Consider the following 16,163-nt stretch of genomic DNA (forward strand, 5'->3'; position numbering starts at 1 on the left):
CATCACGCTCTTTGACCATATCCAATGTCTAAGGGGTCAATATCCGGAGAAGGGGGTCAGCATGACCGGAATATCCAGCAGCCGTTGGCGGTGGTTTTTACCTGATTAAAAAAGGCAAGAAACTCCTGTCCGGTGCAAAAATGAACTTTGCACTCCTTGGTTTTCGTATTCATAAACTGGACTTTCAGGAAGTTCAGTTTGCTGTAAAACTTCGCTGTTATAACCCTACAAAAGCTCCTATCACGTTAGCTGTTAACCAAGTTGTAGCCAAATACAAAGGTTCGGCAATCGCTTATTCCACCCCTGATATTAAAGGTCTGACCATTCCGGCAGGCAAATCACAAGAACCGGAAATCTTATTTCAAGTGCCTTACCTGAATCTAATGGGTAAAGGCTTGACTATGGCTGCACTTCAGAACACGCAGCAGCTTAAAGCCGATATGACCTTTACGCTAACCATCAGCGTGAATGGGGAAACTATTACCACTACTCAAAATTTAACAGACGATAATATGAGCGGATTAGCATTGGGAGAATTGGGTATTGTTTCCGGCCCTCGTAATACAAAAGACGGTCGCAGATACAATCACCTCATAAAAAAAGCATCCGGCAAAGATGTATTTGTAAAGAACGGTAATGTTCTGGAAACCGTTGAAAGTTGTATTGACTTGGTTGCCGAACACTACCTCGAAGTTGAAGACTTGGCTAAAATGCTGCAAGGCGATTCACTGAAAAGTACCTGCCGGAACATCTTTAATTTTTCCTACTCCTACCTGCAATATCACAAAGATGAAAACGGAACGGAACAACTTCGTACACCTGCCCGCAGTTGGCTAGATGGTCAAATCAGGTTCAAGCAGCAGGGCAAAACATCATCCGGCATTGATTGCGATGATTACAGCATTTTTGTGGGTTCTATCCTAAAATGCCTGGGTATTCCATTCAAGTTTAGAATTACCAAATACGATGGTAAAAGGAACTTTCAGCATATCTATGTTTTTGTTCCTGCCATTGGCGATAGCGAAGATGAGATTATCATCGACCCAGTACTTTCCAAATTTGATTACCAGAAGCCATACAGCTTTGAGAAGTCTGACTTTAATATGTCACCTCTTCAAATGGTTGCAGGTGTTCATGGTATTGATGGATTAACAGGTTCTACTTCATTGGGCTTACCAATTTATGCTTTATCAGGAATTGATTATGCCGGGGGAAGCATGGCAAATGATGATGCTGACCTTATGGCCATTGTTTCCGGTATTGACTTTGAAGATACAGTCAACGGACTTGGTGACCCGGATGCAGCCACATTAAACTACCTCAAACGAACCCGTAACTTCTTACTTAAAAACAAGGAGAATAAAGGTAAGATGGCTCATATACAGAACCCTGACCAGTTCATTAGTATGCTTGACCAAGCCATTAAGTTCTGGCACACTCCACAGCGAGAGAAAGTATTGGATAAACTGGCTGACATTGAAGAAGCTCTTGCAGAAAAAGGATTGATTAAATACGATGTTGATGCGGTTGAAGGGCTACTGGAATTTGACGATTTGGAAAATGAAATGGATGGTCTGGGCAGAAGAAAGCGAAGAGGTCGCTTTTGGAGAGCCATTAAACGTGTTGGCAAGAAAATCGGTAAGGTAGCCAAGAAAGTGGTTAAAGCCGTTGTTCGTTTTAATCCCCTTTCAATAGCCATTCGTAACGGTTTATTGGCAGCCTTACGCCTGAATATGTTTGGCATCGCCAAGAAACTACAATATGCCTATTTACCGGATAACCTTGCAGCTAAACACAATATTGATGCAAAGAAATTAAAGGATTTAAAGAAACGTCATAACAGAGTTCGTAAGCTCTTTAAAGGATTACAGGGTAAAGAAAAGAACCTGAGAAAAGCCATTCTGAAAGGAGCAAAACAAAAGAGTTCCGACTTCTCATTAAAAGGCATGGATGGATTATTAGCCGATTTACAAGGTCTGGAATCCATTGGCGAATTGGCTGAACTAGGACAAATGGGTGCAGTTGCTACCGCAGCATCGGTTGGTGCAGCTACCGGAGTTCTGGCTAAAATCAAAAGCTGGCTCAAGCCTGTAAAGAACATCTTTACCAAAATCAAAAACAAAGTTGCTCCAAACAGACAAGCAGCTCCACAAACTACGGATACGCAATCCTACAATACGCAGGATATGGTGCAGCCATTGACACCAATGACCCCCATCAGTCCTACGAATATTAGTGTTCCGCAAGTAACTACTCCAATCACCCCGGTTGTGCCAATGCAGAAATCAGCAAGTGTCCCTGCTACGGTTAATCCGAAAAAAGGCATGAGCAAAGGGGCTAAAATTGGAATAGGTCTGGGAGTGGCAGCATTGATTGGAACCGGAGCTTATTTCATGTTCCGCAAGGATGATAAGCAAAGAAGTAAATCAACTCCTAAGAAATCCACAGAGAAGAAATCATTGGGAAGCATCTCGCTTCAATAACAAATGCAATTCAATAAATAAAAATTAGAAACATGGCAGTTAAAAAAACTACGAGTCAAACTCGTGCAAGAACAAGGTCAACCGCCACAAAGATTGACTTTATGAAAGCCACCAACAACATAGGCAAGCCTATTGCTGCCGTAGCAGGGTTTGCTGTTGGTAAGTATGCACTTAAAAAGCTTGAAAAAAGTCCAACGGTAAGCGGGCTACTAGGTTCGGACATGAAAACCTACATCGTTCCGGCAGCGGTTACTATGGGTGGTTTGGTTGCTACACAGTTCACCAAGAATGAATACGTCAAAATTGGTTTGGTAGGTGCAGCAGGTGCAGGTGTAGAATCCATCGTGAAAAAAGCCACAGGTAAAACCATTCTTCAAGGATTGGAGGGCTTAATGGGTGATGAATACACCGATTACGAGGAAATAGATGGATTACAGGCATTAAATCCGGTTACTCAAGCTCTTCCGGCAGCAGATATTGACATCGAAAGAGAAATCCAAGCCTCGGTTTCCGGTGCAGCCACTGATTTTAGCATGAGCGATGAACCAATGGGCAGCGCAGCAAGAGATTATTCTATGTCAGATGAGCCAATCGGTTCGGATGATGACGAGGAAGAAACAGTTGGAAAGATAACCAACCTTGACCCGGACAGCATGGACTACGACATCTTTTCGGGCGATATGATGGAATCCTAGTTCCATCAGCCTTTGATACAATTTGAACTAATCAATTTTTAATAACACAAAAGAGAGTAAAATCATGGCAGAAATTAACGAGCAAAATGATTTGTATCCTTCAATGGAAGAGGTTGAAGGTTTAGAGGAAGCGATTCTTGATAAAGAAGAAGACGCATTAGAAAAAGAGGAAGACCAGGATGATGCGGTCGAAGGCATTGGCGATTTAGGTCGCTCACGTCGTAGAAGCAGGCGCAGAGCCAGACGTTCACGCAGACGTAGCAGTCGCAAACGTTCTGTCCGCAGGTCGTACAATGCAGGTGCGAGAAGCGTTGCTGTAAAAACTGGTTTAACCAGAAACCTGACTTCCAAAGGTCAGTTTGAGCTTCGCAGACAGCAATTGCCACCGGAGATTCAAAAGGCATTGAAAGATGCACGTATGCAAACCGTTGATGCAGCTATCTACACGGTAAAGAGCATTAAGGATAAGTCCGATATTGATTTGATGGAAGCATCAGACGATAAGAAATCAGGACGTACCAACCTGAATCGTGCGCAATTGGATAGCGGAAAGTACTTCTTGTTAACTGACATTGTTCTGGAGTATGCTCATGGAGCATCGGAGGAAGATGTTGATCCGGCAGATTTTGCCTTCGGTCAGTTTGCGTTACCACCGCAAATCCTGAACGGTACGTTTGAAATGACTTTGGGAACTAAGGTAATCATGCCTGAAATCTCATGTGCCGTATTCGATGATACCGATACGACCAAGCGTAAGTTCCAGTACAAACTGGCGAATCCAAAATGGTTAAAACCATCTATGGATATTACGCCAAAGTTGAACATGCCAAAGGCTATCAACAACGGAGATAAGGTGTTTAATCCTGCCGTTAAGGTAACGCTACTGGGTACTATCACAGAGAAAGCATAGTAACTGAGTTTGTTCATAATCGCAAAGGGGGCGGTATTTCTGCCGTTCCCTTTCTCTCCTAATTAATTACGAATGGAAGCACAAGAGAATATAAAGAAACTACAGGTTGTAAAGTTTGAGGTGAAGAAAGGTCAGACTTTCGAGTTTAACGGCAATACCAAAACGGAGCATGACCGCATTAAGGGCATTTTTCTTCGTTTGTCGAACCAACAAGCTTTGCCGGGTGCAACTCTAAGGGTTTGGATTGATGATACTGAAATCATCCCGGACGATACCGAAGTGGCACTATTACATCACAACGATGATATGAGTATTCAGGATGTTGCCTTTCCGGTGGATGAGAAAGCCAAGAACAGCCCTGTTCGAATCATCTACAAAGACAACAGCGAAAACCTTGCAGTAAGCGATAGCTATGATGTTCGTGTGTACCTCTTAGCCGAAGTAAACAAGTAAAATTTATCACCCCCCATCGAGATGAAACGAGCCACGACAATAACAACCATAATTCCGGAATTATTCTTTTGGCGAGTTCCATGTGGCAATTGAAAGACAAACACAATCACATGAAAAGATACTTTGTTATATCCCACCAATCGAAAGACAATAGTCACATTAACGTTCAGGACTTGCTACCTGCATCTTGTAAGTTAATTACCGGAATTGCTGTGAACGCCACGGCAAAGCAGGATGGTCAGTTAGAGGATGTAACTGAGTTGTTGTCTTTCCCCAAGCACCTGATAACCGATTTATTGGAACAGGATAGCATTGTTGACCTGTTTTATTCCTACTTGCGCACACGTTCAAGTGAGGAAGATAGTCGGGCTTATTTTGTAAGTGATATGCTTCCTGAAATCACCCGGATATTAAGTCAGAATATCAAGTACACTTGTTTGAGTGAAGCTGAGCAGGAAGAACTGGAGCAAAACATCACCGACACATTCATTAACGAATTTACGGATTACCTCTATGGTGAAGTTGGTCTTTACGAAAAAGGTAAATACCTGAATAATCTGGAATTTGCCGACTTGATTGCCCAACATACCCTGATGTTCGCTTATAAAAAACGTGAAGATGTGTTTTTGCATATCAAGCAGGAATACAAACGCCCGGAACCATACGAATGTGGCAATATCAGTCTGCTTGTAAATGGCAACAGCTTCTTACTTCGTGATTACATGGTGACAGCTAACCGTAAAGTGCGTCACATGAAAAAAGAGATTATCCCTTTCCATGAGCCATTGGAAGTGAATAGCAATATCCATACGGTTTTCAAGAGCAATAAAAATAGTGATAACAACACTTTAACCCTTAGAATTTACATTGAATATGAACACGAGTGAGTTATTACATACCATAGCTAAAGACCGTATTGCCGGAATGCGAACCATTGACAGTTACCAGTTAAAACCAACGGTCATTCGTGTGACAGAAGCCAATCAGACATTGGATTTAAAGAATGATATGTGGATTCTGAACACCAAAGGATTGCCCGGAAGCATCGTAGAAATGGAACTGGTAAGCTCCGACAATGTATTCACCGCAACACCCGAAGAATACGAGTTCATGGACGAATACCGCTATCAGGTTTTTACCGATTACATCGACATAAAAACCAATACAGAAAGCTTTAAGCCTTATCGCTTGGAGTTTGTAAAGATTATCCCACACCGAAATTAATAATGATATGTTGGACTTTAGAGAGCAAATACAAAGCATATACGATTTTATCAAGCGTTCGGAGGAACAACAAAAGTACCCTTACGCTTACGAGATTTACCTTTTAACCGGAGTTGATGAAACGGCATTGACATCAAGAACTTCCGGCACTTCATCCTTTAATCAGGATATTGAAAATGCCGTTGAAAAAGCAAAGCAAGCACATGGCACTTTGAAAGTTTATGTATTTGGAGGTAAAAGCCCCAATGCTCGTAGATTGAACACTTACACAGTTAACGTGAGTGGATTGATGAATCCACCAAAACCACCCATCGAAAAAGCAGACATTCAGATTCTGGTCAAAGAAGAAGTTAAGAAGATGAATGAGGAAAACAGTACTCCAAGCATAGGACTTGGTGGGTTATTGGGACTGGTAAAAGATGAAAATGCCAGAAATGATATTGAAGGTTTGTTTGGCTTATTTAATGCCTTATCCGGCAACAACAAGGAAGTAGAGCGAATAGGCTACCAAAAGCAGTTGGATGACTTCAAGTTTGAGACACGCTACAACATGCTTCAGGAGAAGTATGAAAAGCTGAGTAATGAAAACACCGAGCTTCGTGTAGAACGTGACCAGTTTAACAATGAAAACCAAGAACTGAAACGTGAGAAATCAGATTTAGAACAACGACTGGCAGGTTACGCACCCAACGAACTAATGAAACGTGTTGCCATTGGTGTTGTATCCGGTATTGGCACTAAGATATTAAGTAACAGCCCTAAAACGGCTGAACTATTTGGGTTGTCTCCTGAAGAATTAAAAGGGGCTTTAGGTCTGGTAGAAGACTATTCAGAAGAAACACAATCCATTCCGGAAACCAATGTTGAAATTAGCGAAGTAGGCTCTCCACAAACACCGGAAGAGAAGCAAAAGGCAACCATCATTAAGAATCTTTCAGATGCCCTGTCAACATGGGAACTGGAAGATGTAGCCAAGATTGCCAACATCGTTGGATTATGCCTTGACCGGGCTGAACTCATCAACAAAACACTCCTATTCCTGAATCAATCCATGCAAGGAGTTCAGGAGGAATCAACCGAAATAGAACAAAAATAACATTAAAGCATACGATTATGAGAAAATTCAAAATAGGAATCACCATCGAGGCTGAAAAGCCTGAGAAAGTAAAAGAAGTAGGCAACCTGATTCAAAATGCAGTCAACAAGGTTGAGCAAGAAGACATTATCAAGCTACTGACCAAGGTTGCAAAGAATCCAAGCATAGTTAAAAAGGCACTAAGGTTTATCTAATGGATTTAAGTACAGCAAATAAAGCAGCATTAATCAGTACCGGAATACGAATTGGTGTTCCGGTACTGGCTATCGGTGTGGGGGTTTATGCCATTCGCAAGATGTTTAAACGTAATCCGGATGGAACATCATCAACGGTTGCGCCATCATTAAAGGATATGGTACTCCAAAAGGAGAACCTGACCATCACACCTTCCGATGCAGCTCTGTTTGCCAATACACTCTATGGTGCAATGCTTGATTTTGGTACGGATGAAAAGACCATTTACAGCACTATTGATAAAATCCAGACCAAGGATGACATGCTACTGGTGATAAAAGCCTTTGGTATGAAGATGTACCTCTGGGGTACTCGTGCAGCCTTTCTTGGCCAAAACTATAACCTGATTGGTTGGCTACGCTTTGAGTTAGACGATAAAGAGATTGGTAAAATCAAGCCCAAATTCGATAGTTGGGGCATTCCTCTTTAAACACCAATACAACTATGGATAAGAAGCAAAAGAAGATATTATTTATTTCGGGAGGGGTGTTAACCACCGGGGCAATAGTGACAACCGTTTTACTGGTTCGTATAAGAAACAGGCGTAAGCGTGGACTATTGCCCCCAAGTGGTTCCGATACACGTCCGGCGAATATTCTGAGTACAAACAATAATACGTTGCCATCGAACTTTCAAAACTGGAATGGTGGAAACACATACCTGTCCAATGCTCCAAGGGGAATCCGCAATAATAATCCGGGTAACCTGATTTACACCAAAATCAAGTGGAACGGCAAACTGCCTAAAGAGCAGAATAAAGACAGACGATTTGAAATGTTTATTGCTCCGGTTTATGGTGTTCGTGCTATGATTAAAGACCTCAAGCATGATATTGAAAAGGGCAAGAATACGGTTCCGGCTCTTATCGAGGAGTACGCACCCAAATTCGAGAACAATACCACAGCTTATATCAACACAGTTTGCAAGGATTTAAAGGTAAGCAAAACTGCAAAGCTATTGCCAACAAAGAATACGCTTCGCCTTTTAGTGCTATCCATCGCTAGGGTTGAAAATGGTGGTAATTACGTCAGCAATCAACTGTTTGACAGGGCTTATTCAATGATATAGAAATTTAAAAGACTTCACATATGGGAACAATCAAAATGTTTAGGGGAACAACCCCACCGTTATTGAAAAAAGGCGAATGGGCTTCTGATGGTCATTACGCTTATTTGGGAATGGAACACGGACAATACAAAGTATTTCAGGGTGTGTTTGATATGAGTAAAGACCAAGAGATTACCGGGTTTGAATACGACCTTGACGAAAAAGCAATTATCATTCCTTCAGGTACGCCTTTCTCAAAGCTGCAACGCTTATTCGATACACTTCCAAAAGCATTGAAATACCATACCAATGAAAAAGCCAGTATCGACATCATGTTTGAAGATGGTATTTTCATCAACGACTTGGGAACATTCTTGGTACTTCGTGATTTCTCCTACCAAATCAACATTAAGTCACTTAGTAATAAGGTTGATGGTTTATTGGGGACGTATGTGAAACCAGTCATTTTTCAAAGTGACAGGGCTATTGAGATTTACAATAGTGCCGTGAACTTTTCAGATATTCGATTTGAATATGCTGATGCTTCAAATGGTGCAATTGCTTACCTGAACAGCACCACCAATATTGATGATTGTTGCTTTGATGCCAAGGTAAACCAGTCATGTGTGTTTGACCGGGGATATAACAAGATTGTATTTTCTGATACTTATTTCAAAATGAACCGAGATGTGGAAGATTCCATTCTGGATAAAGCATCGGTGGGTTCGTTTGTGAATATTGCCAGAAGTAAATCCGCACCGGATTTCAGACCCAAGACCATTGTAAGTTCATTAAGTGGTGGGATGATTATTGCCGGAAATGTAGAGGACTTACTTATCTCAGAGAAAAGCCCGGTGTATATGCCCAATGGTGGCGTAGAGATTCATGGAGGTTTCGTTACTCGTCCTGATGGAAACATCGACATAGCCGTTCCAACCAAGTTTTCGCAGTTGGAAAATGATATGAACCTGACAAGCGATTTTGAGCAGTTGAAGAACAAACCAACTACTATTACTCAGGAACAAGTAACCGCTATTGAAGTCAATAACCGCAAGAACTCCTATCCACAGGAAGATGCAGAGAAGTTGGCAGGGATTGAGGAAAATGCCACAGCCGGAGCAGACTGGGAATCAAATGTACAGAACAGGCCTGTTACCATTACCCCGGAGCAATCGGCAGCTATTGAAGCTAACACTCAAAAGCGAAGCTATCCACAAAGCGATGAAGATAAACTGGCAAGTATTGAAGAGAATGCTACTGTTGGCGCTGATTGGGAAACGAATGTGCAGAATAAACCTGTAACCATTTCTCCACAGCAAGCAGCCGATATTGAAGCCAACAACAATAAGCGTAGCTATCCACAAACAGATGAAGATAAGCTTGCCGGAATTGAAGAAAATGCTACTGTTGGCGCAGATTGGGAAACAAATTTACAGAACAAGCCTGTTACAATATCTCCTGAACAGGCAGCAGCTATCGAAGCCAATACCCAAAAAGTAAGCTACCCACAAGCGGATGCCGATAAGTTAGCAGGTATAGAAGAAAATGCCACGGTTGGCGCAGACTGGGAAACGAATGTACAGAACAAACCTGTAACCATTTCTCCTGAACAAGCCGAAGCTATTGAAGCCAACACTCAAAAGCGTAGTTATCCACAAGTAGATGAAGATAAGCTTGCAGGTATTGAGGACAACGCCACAGTTGGAGCGAATTGGGAAACGAATGTTCAGAACAAACCAGTAACGATTTCACCGGAGCAAGCAGCAGCTATCGAAGTCAATACTCAAAAAGTAAGCTACCCACAGGTGGATGCCGATAAGTTGGCAGGGATTGAAGAAAACGCGACTATTGGCGCAGATTGGGAAACCAACGTGCAAAATAAACCTGTTACCATTTCTCCGGAACAGGCAGCAGCCATCGAAACCAATAGCCAAAAGAACAGCTATCCACAAGTAGATGCTGATAAGCTTGCCGGAATTGAAGAAAATGCAACGGTTGGTGCAGATTGGGAAACGAATGTACAGAACAAACCTGTAACCATTACGCCGGAGCAATCGGCAGCTATTGAAGCCAATACGCAAAAAGTAAGCTATCCACAAGTCGATGCCGATAAGTTGGCAGGGATTGAGGAAAATGCAACTGTCGGAGCTGACTGGGAAACAAATGTGCAAAATAAACCTGTAACCATTTCACCTGAACAGACAGCAGCCATTGAAGCGAATACACAAAAACGTAGCTATCCGCAGGTTGATGAAGATAAACTGGCAGGTGTAGAAGAAAACGCCACAGTTGGAGCTGATTGGGATACAAACCTGCAAAACATACCGGACTTCCTTAAAAAGTTCTTACAGGTATATGCTGATTCCGGAATCTTCTCTGGTGAGAACTGGGAAGCAAAGCTGGCTGAGATACTGAACTTCCAAATCAACTTCATGAAAAACTTTGTGGATGCAGATGTGGAAAGTCTTTCGGTTGATGTGGCCGGGAATAACCTGAAGTTGAGATTTACAGATGAAACTGATAAAACCATTACACTCCAATAATTATGAAAGCATTAGTATTAGGAAGTTTATTCACGGCTTTTATTTCATTAGTGGTATATCTCACTTCAATAATTGCAGTTCATGGAATCCGGAAGTCTATTTCTGATAGCAATTACTTTTTGCAAAAGCCTTACAAGCTTGTATTCGAAATAGTGATGTGGATTTGTGGTTTAGCAATTATTATAACCGGAATCTTCATCAAAGGAAACCCTGATTGGGTGGTTATTGCCGGAGGTTCTGGAATATTTATGGTTGGTGTATTTTCAGATTTCAAGCGAAACCTGATAATCCGAATAGCACACTATTTCTTTGCCATTGGCGGTTTTACGCTTCTTGGATTAAGCTATCATTTCAGCTTCGGGTATATCAATTATACAATCCTAATTGGCATATCTGCCCTTTTTGCGAGTGCCTTTGCGGATAAGCGTATTTGGTGCTTAGAACTCACTTTATCGGCAGAGATATTTATTGGTCTTTTCTATTTAGCTCATTCAATCATGTAAAAAAATAATGGATAAGAAAGGCTACATATCAAGGATTCGTGAGGATTTGCTTAATGGTCGTAAGCACTCTAAAACCAATATTGAAAGTATTGCCAAAGGCTTCGGCATAACCAATAAAAATTTGGTAAAAGAATACACCGAACTGGCAATAGTCCTGAATGCACGAGAGATAGCGCACGACAATTCGCTGACCACTTATGAGAAATACCTTGATATTGTAGCCCTTTACCAGTCTCAGGTTAACCTGTCAATGCGCACAAGCATGAGCGTATTGATGCAGCAGTATTCAACTCCTGCACCCATTTCGTTTTTGGCATCGAGTTATGTAAGAAATACCAATGATGATTCATTGTATTTAGAGCCATCGGCAGGTAATGGGTTATTGACCATCGCTTTGCCCTATCATCAAACCTACGTCAACGAATTGGATGATGTCAGGTTGAGCAATCTAAAAGAACAACCCTTTGCAAAAGTAAGTAGTTGGAATGCGGTAAAACCACCTTTTGCTTACGATAGAAAATTTGATGGTGTAATAACAAATCCTCCTTTCGGTTCACTTTCTCAACCTGAACTATTTGGAAAGTTTAAAATCAAGCGATTGGAACATGCAATGGCTTTAAATGCCTTGCGTTGCATGAAGGATGATGGAAAGGCAGCCATTATCATTGGTGGTCATACTTCATGGGATAAGCATGGTCGGGTATCAGCCGGACAAAACAGAATCTTCTTAAACTACCTGTATCATTTTTACAATGTGGAAGATATAATTCCCATCAATGGAAAGAAGCTTTATTCTCGACAAGGTACATCATTCAACACCCGGTTGATACTGATTGATGGTGCAAAATTCAAACCCGAAGGTGCAGCTCCACTAAAGAATAAACTCCACAGCACAATGGTCAATAGCCATGAAGAACTCTGGGACAGAGTGTGGTTGGAGAATCCCAAAAATAATACGAATAATAAACATTTGAGCTTAGTGAAGTTGAGAGCTAAAGCCATCCTTCTAAAACAAAAGCAATATGAAGTCCGAAATTAAATTCCAGAAAAACAGCATAACAGTAAAGTTCAGTCGCAAACCACAGGAACATATTGTCTCCCGGTTAATTGAATTGGGCTTTTCTACCAAGGATAACAAGTGTTTTATCCGTATTCAAAAACTGGCTCAAAACGAACACGAGTACCTGCAAGGAATGTTGGGTACAAAAGGTTTGGGTATGGCATACATCCCGGCAGCCGAGAAAGGATTTATTCTTGATACAACCGTTCCGGATTCTATGGGGCATGAAATGCACATCGCTATTCGTAAAGTGAAAAAAAGTATTGGAATGCCCTTGTTTGACTATGTAGCTGAAAAGCTCGATTACCAAAACGATGAATTGGTAAAAGCACTTTCAGCTGAACAGGTGGATGCGGTATCATTGGCTATTTACAACATTGAAAAACGTGGTCAGGGAATCATTGTTGGTGACCAGACCGGAATAGGAAAAGGACGAACCGCAGCAGCTCTAATCCGATATGGAGTAAAACAAGGGATGCAACCAGTATTCCTGTCTGAAAAGCCAAACCTGTTTACCGACTTGTATCGTGATTTATCAGATATTGGAAGCTCCGCACTTGTACCGTTTATCGTCAACACCAAGGAGAGCAAAACCCATATAAAGGATAAAAGCGGTGAGATTGTTTATACGGCTCCTGAAAAACCAACTCAGGAGCGTATTATCAAAAGCCAACAAGTGCCGGGCAACTATAATTTTGTTTGTGCTACTTATTCTCAATTTAATCAACCAAAGAAACCTGCAAAGCAATTGTTTTTAAGTGCAAGCAGTAATGGTAATATCATCATAATGGATGAAGCACACAACGCTTCCGGTAGTTCTAATACCGGGGAGTTTATGCAGGGTGTACTTCGTCAAACTAAAGGTGTTTGTTTCCTGTCAGCCACCTTTGCTAAGCGACCGGATAACATGCCCATCTATGCGCAGAAAACATCCATGAGTGATGCCAATATGAGCAAAGAGGATTTAGTGGAAGCCATTTCAAAAGGAGGTGTGGCATTGCAAGAAATCTTAGCAGCTCAATTGGTTTCAGAAGGTCAAATGATTAGGCGTGAACGTTCCTTTGAAGGTGTGGAAGTCAACTACATTGAACTGAAAGAAAAAGCCAAAGAACAAGCTGACATTGCCGATAAGATAACAGCCATTATTCGTGATATTATTGGCTTTCAGGAAAAGTACATTAACAAACAGGTTGAACAACTTGATAAGGTTGCAGCAGCCGAAAGTAAAGAAGTGGAAACACGTAAAGGAACTGAAAAAGCCGGAGTTGATAATATTCCCTACTTCTCCAAGGTTTTCAATGTCATTAACCAATTGCTGTTTAGTATCAATGCTTCTGATGTGGCTGAACATGCCATCCAGAGATTAAAGGATGGTAAGAAGCCAATCATTGCTTTTGCTTCTACAATGGGAAGCTTTCTGGAAGGAATGGCAAAACCGGACGATGTGATTAATGCAGATTTTTCAACTGTTCTGGAGAAAGGTCTGGATTCGGTTCTTCGTTATACTGAAAAGGATATTGACGGACAAAGTGAAGGTAAAGCTTTCAATATTGCCGATTTATCGGAAGAAGCTCAGTTTGCATACCGTGATATTATCAGGAGAATTGAAAAGGCTTCAACTGGAATTACCATAAGCCCATTGGACTTAATCATCCAAAAAATAAAAGAGGCTGGCTATACCGTTGGAGAAGTTACCGGACGTAAGCTTTGTGTTCAGTACAACTCAACCAATGCCAAGAATACAACAGCTTTGGTGATGAGTAGAAAGAAGGAAAACACCGCTGACTTATTCCGTAGATTCAACGATAATGAAATTGATTGTTTGCTGATTAACCAGAGTGGTTCTACCGGGGCTTCGGCTCATGCCATTGTCACCGATAAAGTACCTGCCGAACAGGTGAAGCAGCGTGTGATGGTCATACTTCAACCGGAACTGAATATCAATACCGAGATTCAAAAGCGTGGTCGTATCAACCGTACCGGACAGATAATGAAACCGATTTACGATTACATTATCTCATCCATTCCGGCGCAAAAGCGGTTTATGATGATGCTTAAAAAGAAGCTGAAATCATTGGATGCCAATACCACTTCTAACCAGAAAAGTAGCAAGTCACAACTGGAATCGGATGACTTCCTGAATAAATACGGTGATAAAGTGGTTCGCCAGTATATGTTGGAGAATCCGGAACTAAACAAAGCTTTGGATAATCCTCTCAAATTTGAAGGAAAGGAAAGCGATGAAACACCATCGGAAGGTGATGCTTCAAAGGTAACCGGACGAGTAGCGGTATTATCGGTTAAAGAACAGGAGAAGTTCTACAATGAGGTCATTGAGCGATACAACGATTACGTGGAGTACCTCAAGCAAGCCGATGAATACGACCTTGAAGTTGTAATCCTGAATCTAAAAGCGGAGACACTGGATAAGCGTGTTGTGATTGCCGGGAAAGGTGGGCGTTCTGTTTTTGGTAATGATACCTTCTTGGAAAAATGTGAATGTAATGTACTAAAAAAGCCGTATGGCAAACCGGAACTGGAGAAGCTGATTAAAAAGCATCTGACTGGCAAACACCCGGACAGTATTTCTGAAGATATTATTGCAGCGCACGAGAAGCATGTGCAAAGCAAACTGATAGAAGATTTAAAGGAGATTGAAACCAAGTACAAAGAGCTGACTGCTGATATTCCCAATGAAAAAGCTTTTCAGAAAATACCTGTATTTGACAAGGCAGCTCAAAACGAGTACATGACTGAACGAACAGAGGAACTGGAAGATGCCAAACAGGAGAAGATTACGCAGGTGAAAATGCAAAGCCAGAACCGAAAGAACTATCTGAATGCCTTTTTCAAGTTCTTTAAAATTGGGCATGGCTATTTCTACCCGGCATTGAGCTTTGACAGTGAAAGCAGCGATAACTCATACTGTATCTTCCTTGGTTTTGATATTAATCCCAAACGGAACAATCCTTATGCGCCATCGGCTGTAAAGCTTCGTTTCGCCATTTCAGATAGTCGAAAGTACATCGTTCTACCTGCATCGGGAGATACAGCCAAAGAAATTGAGCGTATTCAGGCACGTAGTTTTCAATTAAGCACACCACAAAAGGAAAGTCTGATTGGAAAGTGGGATGAAGCCATTAAAAACTTTACTCAGGACAGGCAAGTGCGATACATCGTTACCGGAAATATCCTTCAAGGTTCGGCTGACTTCTCAGGCAAACTGGTAAGCTATACCACCAAAGGTAGAGGTATTCAGAAAGGAATCCTCATGTCAGAAGCATGGTCACCGGATGAAGCTGAAAAGAATTCCAGCAGCTATGTGGTTGCGCCCATTGCCAAACTGCAAAAGCACATTATGAGCTTGCGCAGTGGAGCTACCATCAGCACCGAAAACAAGATTAGCATTGTACGCCACTACGATGACACTTTCAAGGTTATCATGCCTAAAACCAAAAGCCACATTCCGATTTATACGGATAAGGAAGTGGTGAAGCTATTGGAGAATAGCCGGGATGGTTTTGAAATGGTATCGGGCAATATGAAAGCTTCGGTATCAGAAAAGAAAATGCCCAAGCTACTGAATCTACTTGGAGAGCGATTTAGCTTATCGGTAAAAGTGCCCCGGAACTATTTTGAAGAATATCTGGAGAAAGGTTCAAAACGGAATGATAACACAGATAGTCTGACCAAAGAAGCGATGGAAATGTTTGAGCAGGATAAAAAGCAATTCCCTCAAAGGTTAGCCAAGCAGAAGAAGGCTACTACCAAAACTAAGACCATCAGTATCGACCAAGGCAAAAAACTTAAACTGGTGAAGCTCCGGGCAAAAGCCATTCTGATAAAGCAAAAGCAACTTAAAGCTGTAGCAGGCCTGCCTACCGAATAGGTAGGACTGTAAATCAATTCGACAAC

The 16,163-nt window shown here is 41.6% G+C and carries 14 protein-coding genes; all 14 read left to right on the top strand.

The features are described from left to right. The first annotated feature begins 140 nt into the window (after positions 1–140). The 14 genes from ACRD7A_RS10185 (at position 141) to ACRD7A_RS10250 (ending at position 16,137) form a co-directional block, all read left to right on the top strand. Positions 141–2,483, top strand: coding sequence for a hypothetical protein (locus tag ACRD7A_RS10185; RefSeq protein WP_430811108.1), 2,343 nt, complete (start codon positions 141–143; stop codon positions 2,481–2,483). A 32-nt stretch (positions 2,484–2,515) separates the two neighbouring features. Continuing rightward, the gene (locus ACRD7A_RS10190) at positions 2,516–3,178 is read left to right on the top strand and encodes a hypothetical protein (RefSeq protein WP_430811107.1); all 663 of its coding nucleotides are present in this window, start codon (positions 2,516–2,518) and stop codon (positions 3,176–3,178) included. A gap of 64 nt (positions 3,179–3,242) precedes the next feature. Further along, a complete protein-coding gene (locus tag ACRD7A_RS10195) occupies positions 3,243–4,088 on the top strand; it encodes a hypothetical protein (RefSeq protein WP_430811106.1) in 846 nt (281 codons plus the stop codon). A gap of 72 nt (positions 4,089–4,160) precedes the next feature. Next, on the top strand, positions 4,161–4,541 hold the full coding sequence (locus ACRD7A_RS10200) for a hypothetical protein (RefSeq protein ID WP_430811105.1): 381 nt from the start codon (positions 4,161–4,163) through the stop codon (positions 4,539–4,541). 110 nt (positions 4,542–4,651) lie between these two features. Then, positions 4,652–5,428, top strand: a complete 777-nt coding sequence (locus ACRD7A_RS10205) for a hypothetical protein (RefSeq protein ID WP_430811104.1) — start codon at positions 4,652–4,654, stop codon at positions 5,426–5,428. Further along, positions 5,415–5,765 carry a hypothetical protein gene (locus ACRD7A_RS10210; protein ID WP_430811103.1) on the top strand — a complete coding sequence of 117 codons (351 nt, stop codon included), beginning with the start codon at positions 5,415–5,417 and terminating at the stop codon, positions 5,763–5,765. The genes ACRD7A_RS10205 and ACRD7A_RS10210 overlap by 14 nt, the downstream gene beginning before the upstream one ends. 7 nt (positions 5,766–5,772) lie before the next feature. Then, on the top strand, positions 5,773–6,861 hold the full coding sequence (locus tag ACRD7A_RS10215; protein WP_430811102.1) for a hypothetical protein: 1,089 nt from the start codon (positions 5,773–5,775) through the stop codon (positions 6,859–6,861). Positions 6,862–6,878: 17 nt separating this feature from the next. Beyond that, entirely contained in the window at positions 6,879–7,055 is a 177-nt protein-coding gene (locus tag ACRD7A_RS10220) for a hypothetical protein (protein WP_430811101.1), read from the top strand. After that, positions 7,055–7,525, top strand: a complete 471-nt coding sequence (locus ACRD7A_RS10225; RefSeq protein WP_430811100.1) for a hypothetical protein — start codon at positions 7,055–7,057, stop codon at positions 7,523–7,525. The genes ACRD7A_RS10220 and ACRD7A_RS10225 overlap by 1 nt, the downstream gene beginning before the upstream one ends. A gap of 14 nt (positions 7,526–7,539) precedes the next feature. Then, positions 7,540–8,163, top strand: coding sequence for a hypothetical protein (locus tag ACRD7A_RS10230; protein WP_430811099.1), 624 nt, complete (start codon positions 7,540–7,542; stop codon positions 8,161–8,163). 20 nt (positions 8,164–8,183) lie between these two features. Then, positions 8,184–10,685: a hypothetical protein gene (locus ACRD7A_RS10235; RefSeq protein ID WP_430811098.1), complete on the top strand. Its 2,502-nt coding sequence runs from the start codon at positions 8,184–8,186 to the stop codon at positions 10,683–10,685. A 2-nt stretch (positions 10,686–10,687) separates the two neighbouring features. Continuing rightward, on the top strand, positions 10,688–11,188 hold the full coding sequence (locus tag ACRD7A_RS10240) for a hypothetical protein (RefSeq protein ID WP_430811097.1): 501 nt from the start codon (positions 10,688–10,690) through the stop codon (positions 11,186–11,188). A gap of 7 nt (positions 11,189–11,195) precedes the next feature. Then, positions 11,196–12,227 (top strand): hypothetical protein, encoded by a 1,032-nt coding sequence (locus ACRD7A_RS10245; protein ID WP_430811096.1) that lies wholly within the window; start codon positions 11,196–11,198, stop codon positions 12,225–12,227. Then, positions 12,211–16,137: a strawberry notch-like NTP hydrolase domain-containing protein gene (locus ACRD7A_RS10250; protein ID WP_430811095.1), complete on the top strand. Its 3,927-nt coding sequence runs from the start codon at positions 12,211–12,213 to the stop codon at positions 16,135–16,137. Before ACRD7A_RS10245 ends, ACRD7A_RS10250 begins: the two co-directional genes overlap by 17 nt. Positions 16,138–16,163 lie beyond the last annotated feature (26 nt).

It is taken from the genome of Carboxylicivirga longa (assembly GCF_050589825.1).
Lineage (GTDB): Bacteria > Bacteroidota > Bacteroidia > Bacteroidales > Marinilabiliaceae > Carboxylicivirga > Carboxylicivirga longa.

Coding starts and splice junctions, on each gene's coding strand:
- ACRD7A_RS10185 (WP_430811108.1), top strand. CDS start 141: ATGAACTTTGCACTCCTTGGTTTTCGTATTCATAAACTGGACTTTCAG.
- ACRD7A_RS10190 (WP_430811107.1), top strand. CDS start 2,516: ATGGCAGTTAAAAAAACTACGAGTCAAACTCGTGCAAGAACAAGGTCA.
- ACRD7A_RS10195 (WP_430811106.1), top strand. CDS start 3,243: ATGGCAGAAATTAACGAGCAAAATGATTTGTATCCTTCAATGGAAGAG.
- ACRD7A_RS10200 (WP_430811105.1), top strand. CDS start 4,161: ATGGAAGCACAAGAGAATATAAAGAAACTACAGGTTGTAAAGTTTGAG.
- ACRD7A_RS10205 (WP_430811104.1), top strand. CDS start 4,652: ATGAAAAGATACTTTGTTATATCCCACCAATCGAAAGACAATAGTCAC.
- ACRD7A_RS10210 (WP_430811103.1), top strand. CDS start 5,415: ATGAACACGAGTGAGTTATTACATACCATAGCTAAAGACCGTATTGCC.
- ACRD7A_RS10215 (WP_430811102.1), top strand. CDS start 5,773: ATGTTGGACTTTAGAGAGCAAATACAAAGCATATACGATTTTATCAAG.
- ACRD7A_RS10220 (WP_430811101.1), top strand. CDS start 6,879: ATGAGAAAATTCAAAATAGGAATCACCATCGAGGCTGAAAAGCCTGAG.
- ACRD7A_RS10225 (WP_430811100.1), top strand. CDS start 7,055: ATGGATTTAAGTACAGCAAATAAAGCAGCATTAATCAGTACCGGAATA.
- ACRD7A_RS10230 (WP_430811099.1), top strand. CDS start 7,540: ATGGATAAGAAGCAAAAGAAGATATTATTTATTTCGGGAGGGGTGTTA.
- ACRD7A_RS10235 (WP_430811098.1), top strand. CDS start 8,184: ATGGGAACAATCAAAATGTTTAGGGGAACAACCCCACCGTTATTGAAA.
- ACRD7A_RS10240 (WP_430811097.1), top strand. CDS start 10,688: ATGAAAGCATTAGTATTAGGAAGTTTATTCACGGCTTTTATTTCATTA.
- ACRD7A_RS10245 (WP_430811096.1), top strand. CDS start 11,196: ATGGATAAGAAAGGCTACATATCAAGGATTCGTGAGGATTTGCTTAAT.
- ACRD7A_RS10250 (WP_430811095.1), top strand. CDS start 12,211: ATGAAGTCCGAAATTAAATTCCAGAAAAACAGCATAACAGTAAAGTTC.